At 56.5% G+C, this 17,306-nt stretch carries 10 protein-coding genes; 5 read left to right on the plus strand and 5 right to left on the minus strand.

The window, feature by feature from the left end; all coding sequences use genetic code 11:
- Entirely contained in the window at positions 1 to 1,527 is a 1,527-nt protein-coding gene (mltF, locus tag H7R76_RS06380) for a membrane-bound lytic murein transglycosylase MltF (RefSeq protein WP_106924061.1), read from the minus strand.
- 245 nt (positions 1,528 to 1,772) lie between these two features.
- Between mltF and purL the strand changes: the two genes are divergently transcribed.
- The 5 genes from purL to glnB all read left to right on the plus strand — a co-directional run bounded on the left by purL (position 1,773) and on the right by glnB (position 10,142).
- On the plus strand, positions 1,773 to 5,660 hold the full coding sequence (gene purL / locus H7R76_RS06385) for a phosphoribosylformylglycinamidine synthase (RefSeq protein ID WP_182967265.1): 3,888 nt from the start codon (positions 1,773 to 1,775) through the stop codon (positions 5,658 to 5,660).
- Between the two features lie 598 nt (positions 5,661 to 6,258).
- The gene (gene qseE, locus H7R76_RS06390; protein ID WP_182967267.1) at positions 6,259 to 7,695 is read left to right on the plus strand and encodes a two component system sensor histidine kinase QseE/GlrK; all 1,437 of its coding nucleotides are present in this window, start codon (positions 6,259 to 6,261) and stop codon (positions 7,693 to 7,695) included.
- Positions 7,696 to 7,712: 17 nt separating this feature from the next.
- Complete coding sequence (gene qseG / locus H7R76_RS06395; RefSeq protein WP_182930177.1) at positions 7,713 to 8,405, plus strand: two-component system QseEF-associated lipoprotein QseG; 693 nt, start codon at positions 7,713 to 7,715, stop codon at positions 8,403 to 8,405.
- Entirely contained in the window at positions 8,398 to 9,735 is a 1,338-nt protein-coding gene (gene glrR, locus H7R76_RS06400) for a two-component system response regulator GlrR (protein ID WP_182930178.1), read from the plus strand. Before qseG ends, glrR begins: the two co-directional genes overlap by 8 nt.
- 68 nt (positions 9,736 to 9,803) lie before the next feature.
- The gene (gene glnB, locus H7R76_RS06405) at positions 9,804 to 10,142 is read left to right on the plus strand and encodes a nitrogen regulatory protein P-II (protein ID WP_002914032.1); all 339 of its coding nucleotides are present in this window, start codon (positions 9,804 to 9,806) and stop codon (positions 10,140 to 10,142) included.
- 111 nt (positions 10,143 to 10,253) lie between these two features.
- Here the strand turns inward: glnB and dtpD are convergent, their stop codons facing one another.
- The 4 genes from dtpD to cadC form a co-directional block, all read right to left on the minus strand.
- On the minus strand, positions 10,254 to 11,717 hold the full coding sequence (gene dtpD / locus H7R76_RS06410) for a dipeptide permease DtpD (RefSeq protein WP_182967269.1): 1,464 nt from the start codon (positions 11,715 to 11,717) through the stop codon (positions 10,254 to 10,256).
- A gap of 59 nt (positions 11,718 to 11,776) precedes the next feature.
- Complete coding sequence (cadA, locus tag H7R76_RS06415) at positions 11,777 to 13,924, minus strand: lysine decarboxylase CadA (RefSeq protein ID WP_106924434.1); 2,148 nt, start codon at positions 13,922 to 13,924, stop codon at positions 11,777 to 11,779.
- Between the two features lie 91 nt (positions 13,925 to 14,015).
- A complete protein-coding gene (gene cadB, locus H7R76_RS06420; RefSeq protein WP_106924068.1) occupies positions 14,016 to 15,347 on the minus strand; it encodes a cadaverine/lysine antiporter in 1,332 nt (443 codons plus the stop codon).
- Positions 15,348 to 15,695: 348 nt separating this feature from the next.
- Positions 15,696 to 17,231: a lysine decarboxylation/transport transcriptional activator CadC gene (cadC, locus tag H7R76_RS06425; protein WP_182967271.1), complete on the minus strand. Its 1,536-nt coding sequence runs from the start codon at positions 17,229 to 17,231 to the stop codon at positions 15,696 to 15,698.
- Between the last annotated feature and the right edge of the window lie 75 nt (positions 17,232 to 17,306).

A 17,306-nucleotide genomic window follows, 5' to 3' on the forward strand; every position in this document is an offset into this window, starting at 1 on the left:
TTATTTATGCTTCGACATTAAGAATGACAGCGCGTCGCTGTGGTTCGGCGTCGGCATAAAGGAAAACAGGCCGTAGTGATTACGGTTTAGCTCATCCGGCGAGACCGCCGGATAGGCCTCGGCAATCGCCATCTGTTCGGTGGCCTTCTTCTCTTTTTCCTGCAAATAGCCTACCAGGCTTATCTGATATTTACGGATATTCTCGACGTAGGCGTAGGCCTCGTGGCCGCGCGCGTAGCCGTAGGTCAGCTTGCTGTACCAGGGTTTCTGGCTCAGCAACGGCAGGCGTTGTTTGACATCAGCCCAGCTATCCGGATTCCCCTTCTGTTTCGCCGTTAGCGCACGGGCATCGAGCATGTGGGCATAGCCCATGTTGTAGGCCGCCAGCGCAAACCAGATTTTTTCTTCCTGCGGCACGCTGTCCGGCACTTTGGTCATCATATCCTGTAAATAACGCATGCCGCCGCTGATACTCTGTTCCGCGTCGGTACGGTCGCTCAGGCCTAAACTTTGCGCGGTATTTTTCGTCAGCATCATCAGCCCACGCACCCCGGTGGGGGAGGTGGCCTGCGGGTCCCAGTGCGACTCCTGGTAGGAAATGGCCGCCAGCAGCTTCCAGTCGATTTCGCTGGCATGCTTCTCAAACAGCGGCCGCAGATCTGGCAGCACGTTATCCACCGCGCGCAGGAATGAGCGGGTATCCACATAGTCGAAATCATCGCCGTGGCCGAGATACTTCTCTTCAAGGCGAGCCAGCGCCCCGTCTTCATTCATATTATTGAAGAAGTCGAGCATGGCCGCGGAGAGCGTGTTGTCGTTGTCTTTCAGACTAAACCAGGTGACGGGCTGTTCGTCAGTGACGTCGAGGGCAACCGCCAGCTCTGGATGGACGCGCTGGAACAGACCGATAGCGACAGAATCGGCGATGGTGTAGCTGAGCTTGCCATCGATGACCGCCTGCATCAAATCTACCGAGCCGCGCTTTTCGTCTACGTTCCAGCTGAGCTCAGGAAACGTCTTCTCTTTTAAGCTTTGCAGATCGTTGATGACGACCTGGCCCGGCGCGACGGTAAGCTGCCCGGCGGTGAGGGTACCCAGGCTGCGGGGACGCGGGCTGCCGACGCGATAAACCAACTGCTGCGACACGGAATAGTAGGTGGGGCCGGCCTGGTAGTTCTGCACGCGCTCGCTGTTGTAAACCAGCCCCGCGGCCAGCATATCGGCGTCGCCGTGGTCCAGATCGTCAAAGAGCTGGCTAATGTTCTGGCGAACGGTGATTTTCAGCTTAACGCCAAGGTAGTCGGCGAACTGCTGGGCCAGCTCATAATCGAGGCCGTAGTCTTTGCCGTTTACCGTGGTGTAGGTCAGCGGCGACAGTATGGTACTGACGCGCAGTTCCCCCCGCTCCTGAATGGCGGCGATGCGATTCTCTGGTTTGCCAAACCAGGGGATTGAGGGCCAAAGGGCCGCTGCCAACAACAGCGTTACAACGCCGATCAGCAGATAATTAATCTTTAGTTTTTTCAAATAGTTAATTCGCTTTGATACCAGTTTGTTTCCCTGATAGCGATGCGGGTTGCTATAGAATGAGCGGCATTTTGCTTAAGATTGCGCCAGTTGGCAACTGATTCGCGAGTCGCGTCACACCGAATGTTAAAGATGGACGATGATTTTATTTCCACGCAAACGGTTTCGTCAGGCCGCAGGATTCTCTATAATAGCCGCCGTTCTCCCCCATTGCGCACACTGAAAGCTGAGAAGACGAGAGACTTATGATGGAAATTCTGCGTGGTTCGCCTGCACTGTCTGCATTTCGTATTAACAAACTGCTGACGCGGTTTCAGGCAGCCAACCTCCCGGTAAGCAATATATACGCCGAGTATGTCCATTTTGCCGACCTGGACGCGCCGCTGACCGAAGATGAGCGGGCCCGACTTGAGCGATTGTTGCAGTATGGCCCAAGCCTGAACAGCCATACCCCTACCGGTAAACTGCTGCTCGTCACTCCCCGCCCTGGCACTATCTCTCCCTGGTCTTCCAAAGCTACCGACATCGCACATAACTGCGGCCTGAATCAGGTGCTGCGGCTGGAACGCGGCGTCGCCTACTATGTTGATGCCGCGAGTCTGACCGCTGAGCAACTCGGCGCGGTGGCGGCAGAACTGCACGATCGCATGATGGAGAGCGTATTTGACTCGCTGCAGGATGCCGAAAAACTGTTTGCTCATCACCAGCCTGCACCGGTTGCCAGCGTGGATCTGCTGGGGCAGGGCCGTCAGGCGCTGATTGATGCCAACATTCGTCTTGGCCTGGCGCTGGCGGACGACGAAATTGACTACCTGCAGGATGCGTTCACCAAGCTGGGTCGCAACCCGAACGACATCGAGCTGTACATGTTCGCCCAGGCGAACTCCGAGCACTGTCGTCACAAGATTTTTAACGCCGATTGGATTATCGACGGTAAACAGCAGCCCAAGTCGCTGTTTAAGATGATCAAAAACACCTTTGAAACCACGCCGGATCACGTGCTGTCTGCCTATAAAGACAACGCCGCGGTGATGGAAGGCTCTGAAGTCGGCCGCTATTTTGCCGACCACAAAACCGGACGCTACGATTTCCATCAGGAGCCTGCGCATATCCTGATGAAGGTAGAAACCCATAACCACCCGACGGCTATCTCTCCATGGCCGGGCGCGGCAACCGGCTCCGGCGGGGAAATTCGCGATGAAGGCGCTACCGGCCGCGGCGCGAAGCCAAAAGCGGGGCTGGTGGGGTTCTCCGTTTCTAACCTGCGCATCCCTGGCTTTGAACAGCCGTGGGAGGAAGATTTCGGCAAACCGGACCGTATTGTGACCGCGCTGGATATCATGACCGACGGCCCGCTGGGCGGCGCGGCGTTTAACAACGAATTTGGTCGCCCGGCGCTGACCGGCTATTTCCGCACTTACGAAGAGAAAGTGAACAGCCACAACGGCGAAGAGCTGCGTGGTTATCACAAGCCGATCATGCTGGCGGGCGGGATCGGCAACATCCGCGCCGATCACGTCCAGAAAGGCGAGATCGTGGTAGGTGCGAAGCTGATCGTGCTCGGTGGCCCGGCGATGAATATCGGCCTTGGCGGCGGAGCAGCCTCTTCAATGGCTTCCGGCCAGTCTGACGCCGACCTCGACTTCGCGTCCGTACAGCGCGACAACCCGGAAATGGAACGCCGCTGTCAGGAAGTGATCGACCGCTGCTGGCAGCTGGGCGATGCCAACCCGATTCTGTTTATTCACGACGTGGGCGCAGGCGGCCTGTCTAACGCCATGCCGGAACTGGTGAGCGACGGTGGACGCGGCGGGAAATTCCAGCTGCGCGACATCCTGAGTGATGAGCCGGGCATGAGCCCGCTGGAAATCTGGTGTAATGAATCCCAGGAACGCTACGTGCTGGCGGTAGCCGCTGACCAGCTTCCGCTGTTCGATGAGCTGTGTAAGCGTGAACGCGCGCCGTACGCGGTCATCGGTGAAGCCACCGAAGAGAAGCACCTGACGCTCAGCGACAGCCACTTTGACAATCAGCCAATCGACATGCCGCTCGACGTTCTGCTCGGCAAAACGCCGAAGATGACTCGCGATGTGCAGACGCTGAAAGCGAAAGGCGAAGCGCTTGCCCGTGAACACATTACGATTGCCGATGCGGTGAACCGCGTGCTGCACCTGCCAACCGTGGCAGAGAAAACCTTCCTTGTGACCATCGGCGACCGTACCGTCACCGGCATGGTCGCGCGCGACCAGATGGTCGGCCCGTGGCAGATCCCGGTAGCCAACTGCGCGGTGACCACCGCCAGCCTCGACAGCTACTACGGCGAAGCGATGTCTATCGGTGAGCGTGCGCCCGTTGCGCTGCTGGACTTCGCGGCTTCCGCCCGTCTGGCGGTAGGCGAAGCGCTGACTAACATCGCCGCGACCCAGATTGGCAACATCAAACACATTAAACTCTCGGCAAACTGGATGTCGGCGGCAGGTCACCCTGGCGAAGACGCGGGGCTGTACGAAGCGGTGAAAGCGATCGGCGAAGAGATGTGTCCGCAGTTGGGTCTGACTATTCCGGTGGGCAAAGACTCCATGTCGATGAAAACCCGCTGGCAGGAAGGCAACGAGCAGCGCGAAATGACCTCGCCGCTGTCGCTGGTCATTTCCGCCTTTGCCCGCGTGGAAGACGTGCGTCACACCATCACGCCGCAGCTGGTCACCGAAGATAACGCCCTGCTGCTGATTGACCTTGGTAAGGGCCATAACGCGCTGGGTGCGACCGCGCTGGCGCAGGTCTACCGTCAACTGGGCGATAAACCGGCCGACGTGCGCGACGTTGCGCAGCTGAAAGGCTTCTACGAGGCGATTCAGGCGCTGGTTGCGCAGCGTAAGCTGCTGGCCTATCACGACCGTTCCGACGGCGGCCTGCTGGTGACCCTGGCGGAGATGGCCTTTGCCGGTCATTGCGGCGTGGAAGCTGACGTGGCAACGCTTGGCGACGATCGTCTGGCGGCGCTGTTCAACGAAGAACTGGGCGCGGTGATTCAGGTTCGTGCCGCTGACCGTGAAGCGGTAGAAGCGATTCTGGCGGCCAACGGCCTGGCAGACTGTGTACACTTCCTCGGTAAAGCCGTTGAAGGTGACCGCTTCACCCTGACTGCCAACGGTCAGCCGGTATTCAGCGAAAGCCGCACTACGCTGCGTATGTGGTGGGCTGAAACCACCTGGCAGATGCAGCGTCTGCGCGATAACCCAGAGTGTGCCGATCAGGAACACGACGCGAAAGCGAACGATAACGACCCGGGCCTCAATGTGAAGCTCACCTTTGATATCGCAGCTGACGTGGCGGCGCCTTACATTGCGACCGGTGCGCGCCCGAAAGTGGCCGTGCTGCGTGAACAGGGCGTCAACTCGCACGTGGAGATGGCGGCCGCCTTCCACCGTGCGGGCTTTGATGCCATTGACGTCCATATGAGCGACCTGCTGGCCGGCCGTACCGGTCTGGCTGACTTCCAGGCGCTGGTGGCCTGCGGCGGTTTCTCCTACGGTGACGTGCTCGGTGCGGGCGAGGGCTGGGCGAAATCCATTCTGTTCAACAACCGCGTGCGCGATGAGTTCGCGACCTTCTTCCATCGCCCTCAGACGCTGGCGTTGGGCGTGTGTAACGGCTGTCAGATGATGTCTAACCTGCGTGAACTGATCCCGGGCAGCGACCTGTGGCCGCGCTTTGTACGTAACCATTCTGACCGTTTTGAAGCGCGCTTCAGCCTGGTCGAAGTGGCCAGCAGCCCGTCACTGCTGCTCGCCGGGATGGAAGGCTCACGGATGCCGATCGCCGTTTCTCACGGTGAAGGCCACGTGGAGGTTCGCGATGGTGCACACCTTGCTCAGCTTGAGAGTAAAGGTCTGGTCGCGCTGCGCTTCGTCGACAACTTCGGCAAGGTGACCGAAGCCTACCCGGCGAACCCGAACGGTTCCCCGAACGGTATTACGTCGGTCACCAACGAGAGCGGCCGCGTGACCATAATGATGCCGCACCCGGAGCGCGTGTTCCGCACCGTAGCTAACTCCTGGCACCCGGAAAACTGGGGCGAGGACAGCCCGTGGATGCGTATTTTCCGCAATGCGCGTAAGCAGCTCGGCTAAGACTCACGTTTAACGAATCAAGCCCCTCCTTGTGAGGGGCTTTTTTATCTGCAGGCCGGATAAAGACATTTACGCCGCCATCCGGCAATGTGCGTCGTTCCGCCCGATCAAGAGTGTCGGCAAACCCCGACATTGGTGATGTTATGATGTCGCCAAAAGGAGACATTTAATTCAATGATTTATATGTACTTTTTTGTGATTGATTTTAAGTGTTGCTAATTGGCGACAGTATTACCAAAACCCGCCCAGTGAATCCTCTAGGGTGATTGGTGTATTTTTCATATTTATCAGTATGTTAATATATTGTTTTGAAATGTGGCACGCATCGTGCATAATAATAACCAGTGGCTCATTCACCTTCTTATGTCAGCCCCTTCGGGACGTGCTACATAAACTTAGAATGACGCACAACAAGGTGCCTGCCGTCCAGCAAATGATAATAGCGCTGCTTTATCAACCATCGGGCGAAACGTTGAGTTAGGCACCGCCTTATTCCATAACAAAGCCGGGCTTATGCCCGGCTTTGTTATTTCTGGCCTTTCCCTCGTCGATATCCTCAGTTAGCATTCCAGTAAGTTGATTCACTGAGATACCTCTTTTGAAACGCCCCTCACTTTCTCCACGCTCGCTTCGCCAACTGGTGACGCTCGCTTTCCTGCTGATTCTGCTGCCGCTGCTGGTGCTGGCATGGCAGGCCTGGCAAAGCTTGAATATGCTCAGCGCGCAGGCCGAACAAACCAACCGCACGACGCTGATTGATGCCCGCCGCAGCGAAGCGATGGCCAACGTGGCGCTGGATATGGAGCGCAGCTATCGCCAGTACTGCGTGCTCGACGATCCGACGCTGGCGAAGGTGTATCAGAATCAGCGTAAACGCTATAGCGACATGCTGGAGGCGCACGCGGGCGTGCTGCCCGACGACACGCTCTACCAGCGGCTACGGCAAAATCTTCACGATCTGACAACCCTACAATGCACCAACAGCGGCCCGGAAAAGCAGGCGGTGGCGAAACTTGAAGCGTTCTCCAGCGCCAACGGTGAGCTGGTGCAGGCCACCCGCACCGTGGTTTTCTCCCGTGGGCAGCAGCTACAGCAGGCGATCGCTGAACGCGGCCAGTTCTTCGGCTGGCAGGCGCTGGTGCTGTTTCTGGTGAGCCTGGCGATGGTGCTGCTGTTCACCCGAATGATTATCGGCCCGGTGAAGGGCATTGAGAGTATGATCAACCGTCTGGGCGAGGGACAGTCGCTGGACGGCGAGGTGATGTTCCGTGGACCACGTGAGCTGCGTTCTGTTGGCCAGCGTATTATCTGGCTTAGCGAGCGCCTGTCGTGGCTGGAGTCACAGCGCCATCAGTTTCTGCGTCATCTTTCCCACGAACTGAAAACACCGCTGGCCAGCATGCGTGAAGGCACCGAGCTACTGGCGGACCAGGTGGTAGGGCCGCTCAGCGCCGAACAAAAAGAGGTGGTCGCTATCCTGGATAGCAGCAGCCGCAACCTGCAAACGCTGATTGAACAGCTGCTGGACTACAACCGCAAGCTGAGTGAGACGGCCGTTCGCATGGAGTATGTCGCGCTGGCGCCGCTGGTGGAGATGGTGGTTTCCGCGCACAGCCTGCCGGCACGCGCTAAAATGATGCACACGCAGGTCGATTTACAGGCGGCAGGCTGCCTGGCAGAGCCCACGCTATTAATGAATGCGCTGGATAATCTGTACTCGAATGCGGTGCACTATGGCACTGAATCCGGTAACATTTATCTCCGTAGCCGCCGGGAAGGTTCGCGTGTCTCTATTGATGTCATCAATACGGGCACGCCAATCCCGGACGCAGAAAAATTAATGATTTTTGAGCCCTTCTTCCAGGGCAGCCATCAGCGCAAAGGTGCGGTGAAAGGAAGCGGCCTGGGATTAAGCCTGGCGCGCGACTCGGTGCGGAAAATGCACGGCGAGCTGCATCTTCTCGACTCCCGTGAGGGTAACGTCTGTTTTCGCATTGAGCTTCCGGCACCAGGGCTCGAAAAAACAACCACATAAATCGATATCGAGTGACTATGCCCCAACTATTAGCACGTACCGGTCGACGGCTCCGCCGGTGGCGTAGCGGCCTGATTGGCGTTGCCTGCCTGATGCTGTCGGGCTGCAACGCCACGCTGCTGCCGCATCATAACGGCGGCAGCGGCGAGGGCAGCGAGCCGCGCCAGCAGGTGGCGGATTACCAGTCGACCGACTGCGATGATATCTGGTCGCTAAACGGCGACACCGCTGAAAATAACCCGCTTTACTGGCTGCGCGGCATGGATTGCGCCGATCGTCTGTCGGCGACGCGCGCGCGCGCCGAGGCCAGCGCGCAGGCTGCCGATCGCTGGCAGGGAGCGCTCAAGCGCGGCATCCTGTTGGCAAACGCGAAAATCACCCCGGCAGAACGCCGCCAACTGGTGGGCGACATCGATGCGTTAAGCTCGCAAATTCCTTCGCGTATTCGTCCGCTTTACCAGGTATGGCGAGATGGGCAGGCGCTACAGCTGTCGCTCTCTGAAGAGCGTTTGCGCTACAGCAAACTGCAGGAAACCAGCGACGGCCAGCTCGATGCGCTGCGTCAGCAGCAGCAGCAGCTTCAGGCCGAACTGGAGCTCACTACCCGTAAACTGCAAAATCTGACGGATATTGAGCGTCAGCTCTCCAGCCGCAAGCCGGGGGCGGATATCTCGCACCCAGCGGCATCTGATGAGGATAAAAATGAGTAACCGTAAACCCGCGCACCTGCTGTTGGTCGACGACGATCCCGGCCTGTTGAAGCTGCTGGGCATGCGTCTGACCAGCGAAGGTTATCGGGTGGATACCGCAGAAAGCGGCCAGCAGGGGCTGCGCGTGCTGGCAAAAGAGCGCATCGACCTGGTGATCAGCGATCTGCGCATGGACGAAATGGACGGCATGCAGCTGTTCAGCGAAATTCAGAAAGTGCAGCCGGGGATGCCGGTGATCATCCTTACCGCCCACGGTTCGATTCCGGACGCGGTCTCTGCCACCCAGCAGGGGGTGTTCAGCTTCTTAACCAAGCCGGTAGATAAAGACGCGCTCTATAAGGCCATCGACGAAGCGCTGGAGCGCACGTCGCCGGCGAACGATGAGCAATGGCGAGAAGCGATTGTGACCCGCAGCCCGCTGATGCTGCGTCTGCTCGAGCAGGCACAGATGGTGGCGCAGTCGGACGTGAGCGTGCTGATTAACGGCCAGAGCGGTACCGGGAAAGAGATTCTGGCGCAGGCGATTCACAACGCCAGCCCGCGCCGAGCCAAGCCGTTCGTGGCAATTAACTGCGGCGCGCTACCGGAGCAACTGCTGGAGTCTGAACTGTTCGGCCATGCGCGCGGGGCGTTTACCGGCGCGGTCAGCAACCGCGAAGGGCTGTTCCAGGCGGCCGAAGGCGGCACGCTGTTTCTGGATGAAATTGGCGATATGCCCGCACCGCTGCAGGTGAAGCTGCTGCGCGTGCTGCAGGAGCGCAAAGTCCGCCCGTTAGGCAGCAACCGCGATCTGGACATTAACGTGCGGATTATCTCCGCGACCCACCGGGATCTGCCGAAGGCGATGGCGCGCGGCGAGTTTCGCGAAGATCTGTTCTACCGCCTGAACGTGGTCAATCTCAAGCTCCCGACGCTTGCCGAGCGTACCGAGGACATTCCGCTGCTGGCCAACTACCTGCTGCGCCAGGCGGCCGATCGGCATAAGCCGTTTGTCCGCGCCTTTTCCACCGATGCCATGAAGCGGTTGATGGCGGCCAACTGGCCGGGCAACGTGCGCCAGCTGGTCAATGTGATTGAGCAGTGCGTGGCGCTCACCTCTTCGCCGGTCATCAGCGATGCGCTGGTGGAGCAGGCGCTGGAAGGTGAAAACACGGCGTTGCCGACCTTCGTTGAGGCGCGCAATCAGTTTGAACTCAACTACCTGCGTAAGCTGCTGCAAATCACCAAGGGCAACGTCACTCACGCCGCGAGAATGGCGGGCCGCAACCGTACCGAATTTTACAAGCTGCTGTCGCGTCATGAACTGGATGCCAACGACTTTAAAGAGTAGCACCGTACATACGAGTGATTTATGATACGGTGAGCAACCGGTTACGCGATAAAAACGACAGGAACACCATGAAAAAGATTGATGCGATTATTAAACCCTTCAAACTGGATGACGTACGTGAAGCGCTGGCGGAAGTTGGCATCACCGGTATGACGGTAACGGAAGTGAAAGGCTTTGGTCGCCAGAAGGGCCACACCGAACTGTACCGCGGCGCGGAGTACATGGTGGACTTTCTGCCGAAGGTGAAAATTGAAATCGTGGTGACTGACGATATTGTTGATACCTGCGTCGATACCATTATCCGTACCGCGCAAACCGGCAAAATCGGCGACGGTAAAATCTTCGTCTTTGACGTAGCGCGCGTTATTCGTATCCGTACCGGTGAAGAGGATGACGCGGCAATCTAATCCGCAAAGCTCATCCTGGGATGTAGGCCGGATAAGCGCAGCGCCATCCGGCGTAACCTGCGCAGCTTGCCGGATGGCGGCATCAATGCCTTATCCGGCCTACTGCCTTAATCACTCGTCGGTCTGTGCTAAAGGTATGCTGGACGAACGCATCAGACGTTTCAACGCAACCGCCACCACGATTAGCGCCACGCAGCCCAGCGTCCATTCCCCCATTTGCGAGAAAAAATGCCCGTAGGCGTCGATAGCCGTTTCGCTAATCTGCGACTCGGTCGTTTTCTGCGCCACTACGCCTGCCAGCCAGTTGGCTACCGAGCCGGTAGCTAACATGTAGATGCCGGTCAACACGCCGGTGACGCCGGGCAGATTGAGGCGGGTAATTTGCGCCATCGCCACCGGGTCGATAAACAGTTCAGCAAAGCCCATCAGCGCCAGGCCGGCAATCATCATCCCCATCGACGCCTGGCCGTGTAGCTGTGCGCCACGCGCGTTCAGGGCCAGCAGCATAAAGCCTGCGGCCATCAATGCCAGACCAAAGGCAAACTTCAACCATACCCGCAGCGTCGAACTGATGCCGCCTTCCGGACGAGCCAGCCAGGCCAATGCCACACCGGCGGACATCACCGCAATGGCGTTAACCGACTGGAAGAGGGCGGTAGGCACCTCAATATTCAACCAGCGGCGGTTGACGAAGCGATCGATAAACAGGCTGATAGAGCTGCCACCCTGCTGGGCCAGCACCCAGAACAGCGTACCGGTTAGCATCAGCAAAACGATTTGCCACAGCGCGCGGCGCTGCTGCGGGAAGCGCAGCATGATGCGGGCGACAATTACCGCCGCGGCGGCGCAGACGATGCCCAGTAAATAACCCGCCGCGTCATTCTCCAGCAGCAGCGTGAAGCACACAGGCGCAAGGCACAGCATTAACAGCAGCCAGCCCCAGGCTGGCAGGGCAAACTTTACCTCACGCAGCGCCGGGCGGTTCACTCCTTGGGTATGACGGAAGTGGCGGTGACCGCTTAAAAAGACCAGCAGGCCAACAAACATGCCCACGCCCGCCAGTGCAAAACCGACGTGCCAGCCGTACCACTGCGCCGCCAGACCGCAGGCGATGGGCGCGGCGATGGAGCCGATATTACCCGCCGCGTACAGCAGCGAGAAACCACCGTCGCGACGCTGGTCGTCGGGCGCATACAGCTCGCCGAGCAGACAGCTGATATTGGACTTAAACAGGCCGTAGCCGCAGATAATAATCGCCAGCGCCAGATACAGACTCCAGATTGCGTCAGACTCGATGCCGAGCACCACGTGGCCGAGCGTCATCAGTATCGCACCGGCAATCACTGCCGTTCGGTTACCGAGCAGGCGGTCGGCGAGCCAGCCGCCCAGAATAGGGGTTACATAGACCAAAGAGGCGTAAGCGCTGAAAAGATTGATGGCGTGGCTGTCGTTAAAGCCGAGCTGGTGGGTGAGATAAAGGATGAGGAGGGCACGCATGCCGTAAAAGCTGAAGTATTCCCAGATTTGAATCGCCACGATGTAGTAGATCGCGCGCGGTTGTGAGGGTGTTTTCATGTGAACTCCTTGCGGCGTGAAAAAAGGGAAGCGGCAAGCCGCTTCCCTTACTGCTTTTATTATTTCGTGTTGTTTTCTTTCAGCACTTTTACGGTATAGCGACCGTCAGCCTGGCGATAGGCGCCGTGGATGTCGGTTTCGAAGCCCGGATAATGTGCGCCGATTTCACACAGCATCTGCAGGAACTCGAGCACCGGACGGCTCTGCTCGGTGATTTTCTCACCCGGCATCACCAGCGGTACGCCCGGAGGATACGGCAGGATCATGTTGGCGTTAACGCGGCCCACCATCTCTTCCAGATAGATCTCTTCGGTTTCACCGTGCAGCTCTTTCTGGAAGGCGGCGTATGGGGTCATTTCCATTTCCGGCAGCACTTCAAACGCGCGGAACATCAGGTCCGGCAGGTTGTGATGCTCAACCAGTTTATGAATATTCTGCGCCAGCTCCTGGATACGCATGTTTTCATAAAACTCCGGCGCTTCGCGGTACAGCGCTGGCAGGATGTTTTTCACGCGTAGGTTCAGGTCGAACGCGCGTTTAAACTCGGTCAGCGCACGCAGCAGACTCAGCGCTTTGGTTTTATCGATACCGATGCTGAACAGGAACAGAAGGTTGTACGGACCGGTTTTCTCAACGATGATGCCGCGTTCGTCGAGGTATTTCGCGACCAGGCTTGCCGGGATACCGAACTCGTCCATGGTGCCGTCTTTCTTCATCCCCGGTGTCAAAATGGTGACTTTAATCGGGTCGAGGTACATGTGCTCGTTATCGATATTTTTGAAGCCGTGCCATGCGCTGTCAGAGCGCAGCGGCCAGCATTCAGGGCCATCGATATGTTCCGGCTGCCAGACATCGAAGAACCAGCCTTCAGACTCGCCTTTCAGACGCTTAATCTCTTTACGGAACTTAATCGCACGTTCGATAGAACCGTTAATCAGGCGTTTACCGGCGTTGCCTTTCATCATCGCCGCGGCGGTTTCGGTGGAGGCCACGATACCGTAGTGCGGAGAGGTGGTGGTGTGCATCATGTAGGCTTCGTTGAAGGTTTCTTCGTTCACGTCACCTTTCACATGAATCATGGAAGCCTGGGAGAACGCCGCCAGCAGCTTGTGCGTAGACTGCGTTTCGTAGATCACTTTACCTTCCACACGGCCGCCGCTCATCCCGCATTTCCCTTCATAAATCGGCGAGAAGTTGGTGTAAGGCACCCAGGCGGAGTCGAAGTGGATGGACTTCACGTCCAGCGTTTTCTTGATGAAATCGGTGTTGTAGAGCAGACCGTCGTAAGTGGAGTTGGTGATAACGGCATGCACCGGCCAGCTGGCATTCGGCGTGGCTTTTACGCGTTTTTCAATCGTGGCGCGCTGGAACTCGCTCTGCGGAATACCGCCCAGAATGCCGTAGGCGTTACGGGTTGGACGGAAGTAGATCGGCGTAATATCGCTCATCATCATCAGATGGGTCAGCGATTTATGGCAGTTACGGTCAATCAGTACGGTGCTGCCCGCCGGCGCGGAGTACATACCAACGATTTTGTTGGCCGTGGAGGTGCCGTTGGTGACCATATAGCTGCGTTCGGCATTAAAGACGCGGGCAATATACTCTTCCGCTTCTTTGTGTGGGCCGGAGTGGTCCAGCAGTGAACCCAGCTCGGAAACGGAAATGGAGATATCGGACTTCATGGTGTTCGGGCCAAAGAAGTCGTAGAAAATGCTGCCGACCGGGCTTTTCTGGAAAGCGGTACCGCCCATATGACCTGGCGTACAGAAGGTGTATTTGCCTTCGCGAACGTATTTGAACAGCGCTTTGGTCAGCGGCGGCATGATGGTATCGATGTACTCATCGGTGTTCTGGCGGATTTTCGCGGCGATATCGTCGGCGGCGCCCAGCGCATACTCGAAGAAGCGAACCTGCATGCGCAGATCGTTCAGACTCACGTCGAGAGTGGAGTAGCTATTAGCAAAAGCGTATACCGGCATGTACTCGTTCATCGCGCTGATTTCTTCGCACAGTTCGAGATTGTATTTATCCCAGTCGAAGATCACGCCGCACAGGCGGGCGTTATTTTCAATCAGCTTCAGCAGGTCTTCACGGTCATTCGGGTAGACAATCTGGAAGTTCAGGCCTTCCAGGGCGCGATGAAGTTCACGAATAGGCTCTTCTTTAAAATAGACGCCCATGTGGTTCATGATAGCAATAACATTCATAGTCATAGTCATGTTTCCAGGTAAAGGAGGCCCTTCCCACCGCGTTAGCGGCAGGGGAGGAAGGGCCTGTAGAAATAGGAGGGGCTAGCGGTTAGTGCGCTTCAGCCGGATTGTTTTCGTTGTCATTGTGCTGACGCTGGTGCATTTTGCGGCCGTAGAACATCAGGATGACCAGGCTGACGATAAAGGTGCCGGACAGCTCGAAGGAGTTGGCGCCCATCAGCGCGATGAAGCAGAATGCGCAGCCGAGAACAGAGCACACCAGGCTTGCTGAGTTACGGATGTTGAAGCCTTCGAAGCGAATCAGGTCAACGCAAGAGTAGAAGTACGGCAGCATGGTCAACAGAACGGCGATACCGGTCAGCTCACCGAACAGGTCGGAGGCTTTACCCCCGCTGGAGTTCATGATGGTGATGATAACCATCAGCGCGGTCATTTTAACGGCGGCCAGCAGCAGACCTTTTTTCGGAATACCGTTGCTATCAACTTCACCGTACACTTTCGGGAAGTTGCCATCGTTGGCCGCGCGCACCCCGGCCTGACCAACCAGCATCATCCAGGAGCCCAGCGAAGTCAGGCACGCAAAGGCGGTGAAGGCAGAAACCAGCGGCGCGGCCCAGCCGCCCAGAATGGTGGAGGCGCTGATGGCGAACGGTGCACCGGACGCTGCCATGACGGAAGCCGGGTACATACCAGAGATAACCTGCGTTGCCGCAATATAGATAACACCGGCGATTGCGGTTCCCAGCATAGTGGCCAGCGGCACGGTACGTTTCGGGTTTTTCACCATACCGGTGCTGACGGCGGCAGATTCCACGCCGACAAACGCCCACAGGCACAGCAGAATACTTTTAATCACCGCGTGTGGATCGGTGCTGGTAGAGGTGTTCCAGTTTGCATGGTAGGTGGCCATATCAAACCAGTGCCAGCCCACCACGGCGGTCAGAACTACCGGGATCAGCACCAGGAAAAGGCCAATAGTGGTCAAACGGCTAACCCAGGCTCCCCCCAGCATGTTGACAAAGGTAAAGACCCACACGATAGCGATACAGGCAATGCCTGCCGGAATAGGATCGTTTAATACCGGGAAGAACGTGGATAAATAAGAGACGGCGGTAATCCCGATAGCCAGGTTACCAATCCAGTTGGCGTGATAATAAAGGACACCAGTCTGGAAACCAAATGCCGGTGATAATTCACCCGCGTAGGCAATTGGCCCACCCTGTTGAGGGTTTTTTGTTGCCAGTCGCGCATAAACATAAGCCAGGGACATTGCCCCGATAATAGAAATGACCCAACCCCAAATAGCAATACCGCCAATGCTGGCGAGGTTCGCTGGTAATAACGCAATACCGCTCCCCATCATATTCCCGGCGACGACGCCGGTACAGGCGAATAGCCCGATCTTTTTGGCAGAACTCATGTTCTTTTCTCCTGAACAGTATTTTTAAGATCGGATCGCGAGGTGAGCTATGGCGAGCGATCCGACCAACTGGCGACCATGTTACTGAGCGGAATAAGGGAAGTCCTAAAGTAAAAGTGAAATAAACACAAACTTGAAAAAGATGAGGTTTTTAGCTTTTGACATTAACATGTCAGGATAAAAACTTTATATCACGAAAAGATAAATTATTAGTAATTACAAGTAGGTATGTGATTTTATTTTTGGAGGGAGATGTTGCCATCTGGTAACAATAAATACCTTATGGCAACATCAATATTACATTTTTGATTGCTTTAGTTAACCGTAAAAATAACCCAATGTCGTTCGCTATGATTCTTTAGGTAGGAAGGTTTGCAGATACGGAACAATTTTTTCTATCGATGTTTGGAATACGCCATTTTCAATCCAGTACAGCGTATTGTCGCCGGGGCGTAAATTAAACGCGGTAATATAAGCATCGGCTGCAAGACGATTCTCGCCTTTCATTTCGTATACCTTTCCTAATATCACGTAGTTCAGCCATGACATTTCCAGATCGATACTTTTATTAATCGCTTCATAGGCGCTATCGATGTTCCCTGTCCCCAGTGCATTAATTGCCTGAATACGGAACAGGATGCCGCTATTTTGCATTTCCGGCATTTTTTCGACTTTGTCTAATTCTTTACTGAGCGCCAGCAGCTGTTGGCTATCAAAAGGCTGCTGAGAATGGCGTAATACATCAACCATTGCCTTCTGCGCGTAGCCGTAGGCAAAATCTGGTGACTGCTTAATAATGCTATCCAGCAATGAGCTGGCTTTGGTTAATGATGGCGCATCGCCGTCAGAAATCAGCAGCAGCGCCTGATAAAACTGCGCCAGCGACAGCGGCCGTGTGAGATCCAGATGCGCCAGTTGCTCCTGTACTTGCTCTGGCCACGGCTGGGTTAGCGCGGTGGAAAGGCTATCGAACAGATCGCGTTGAATGGAGACCAGGTTGCTGTCGGTGACGAAATAGCGCTTATCAAGCATGGTCGAGCCGTCGGCGTTATCGACCAGCAGCACCGACATAAAGCACTGCTGCGCGCGGTAATGGCGCTGGTTCACAAAGCTAATGGTCAGCGTTTTCCCCGAACTGCTGGGCTCGTTAACGTTATAGTTGGTTTTGTCGTGCACCATAAAGGTGGAGTAAGTGTTCAGCGATGTGGTGATCAGCGTTCCCAGCCCAATAGCGTAGGCCTGCTGTGATGCCCAGTTATTGCATGACACCCCTGGCTCGAAGCGCACATCAATATCGCGCGGGTTGAGCAGCAGGTGCGAGCGCGTAATCTGTGGATGCGGACGAACGACGGTCAGCAGCACCATGGCAATCAGCACGCCCAGCGACAGTAAAAAGGCGCACTGGGTCCACAAGCTGGAAAACCAGCGACGCTGGGCTCCTGGCGGCGTCACAGCAGCGGGCGTATTTTCTGGGGCGGGAAGGGGCTGCGCGGTGGGTACGGTTGCTGTTGCGTTAGGGGATGTTACCGGCGGCGGGATATCGGCACCCGTGTCGGTTTCATCGAGCCAGGTCACTTCTGCCGTCAGCTGATAGCCGCGTTTCGGGACGGTTATAATGTATTCAGCGTGACCATCATCGCCGCTGCGAAGCGACTTGCGTAGTTCAGAAATACTCTGGGTGACCACGTGGCTGGTCACCATGTTGCGCATCCAGATATTATCGATCAGTTCATCACGGCTCAGCACTTCACCCGGATGCTGGGCAAAGTACATCAGCAAATCGATTAATCGAGGTTCCAGGGTGAGCTGTTGTCCAGGGCGGCTGATTTGATTAATAGAGGGTGCGATCAGCCATTCCCCAACGCGTACGACCGGTTGTTGCATATAAATGAATCGCCAAAGGATAAAAAATAGGATAGAGGCCTAATCATAACACAATTAACTACCCGTTTTTTTGAC

This window comes from Klebsiella sp. WP8-S18-ESBL-06 (assembly GCF_014169755.1).
Classification (GTDB): Bacteria; Pseudomonadota; Gammaproteobacteria; order Enterobacterales; family Enterobacteriaceae; genus Kluyvera; species Kluyvera ascorbata_B.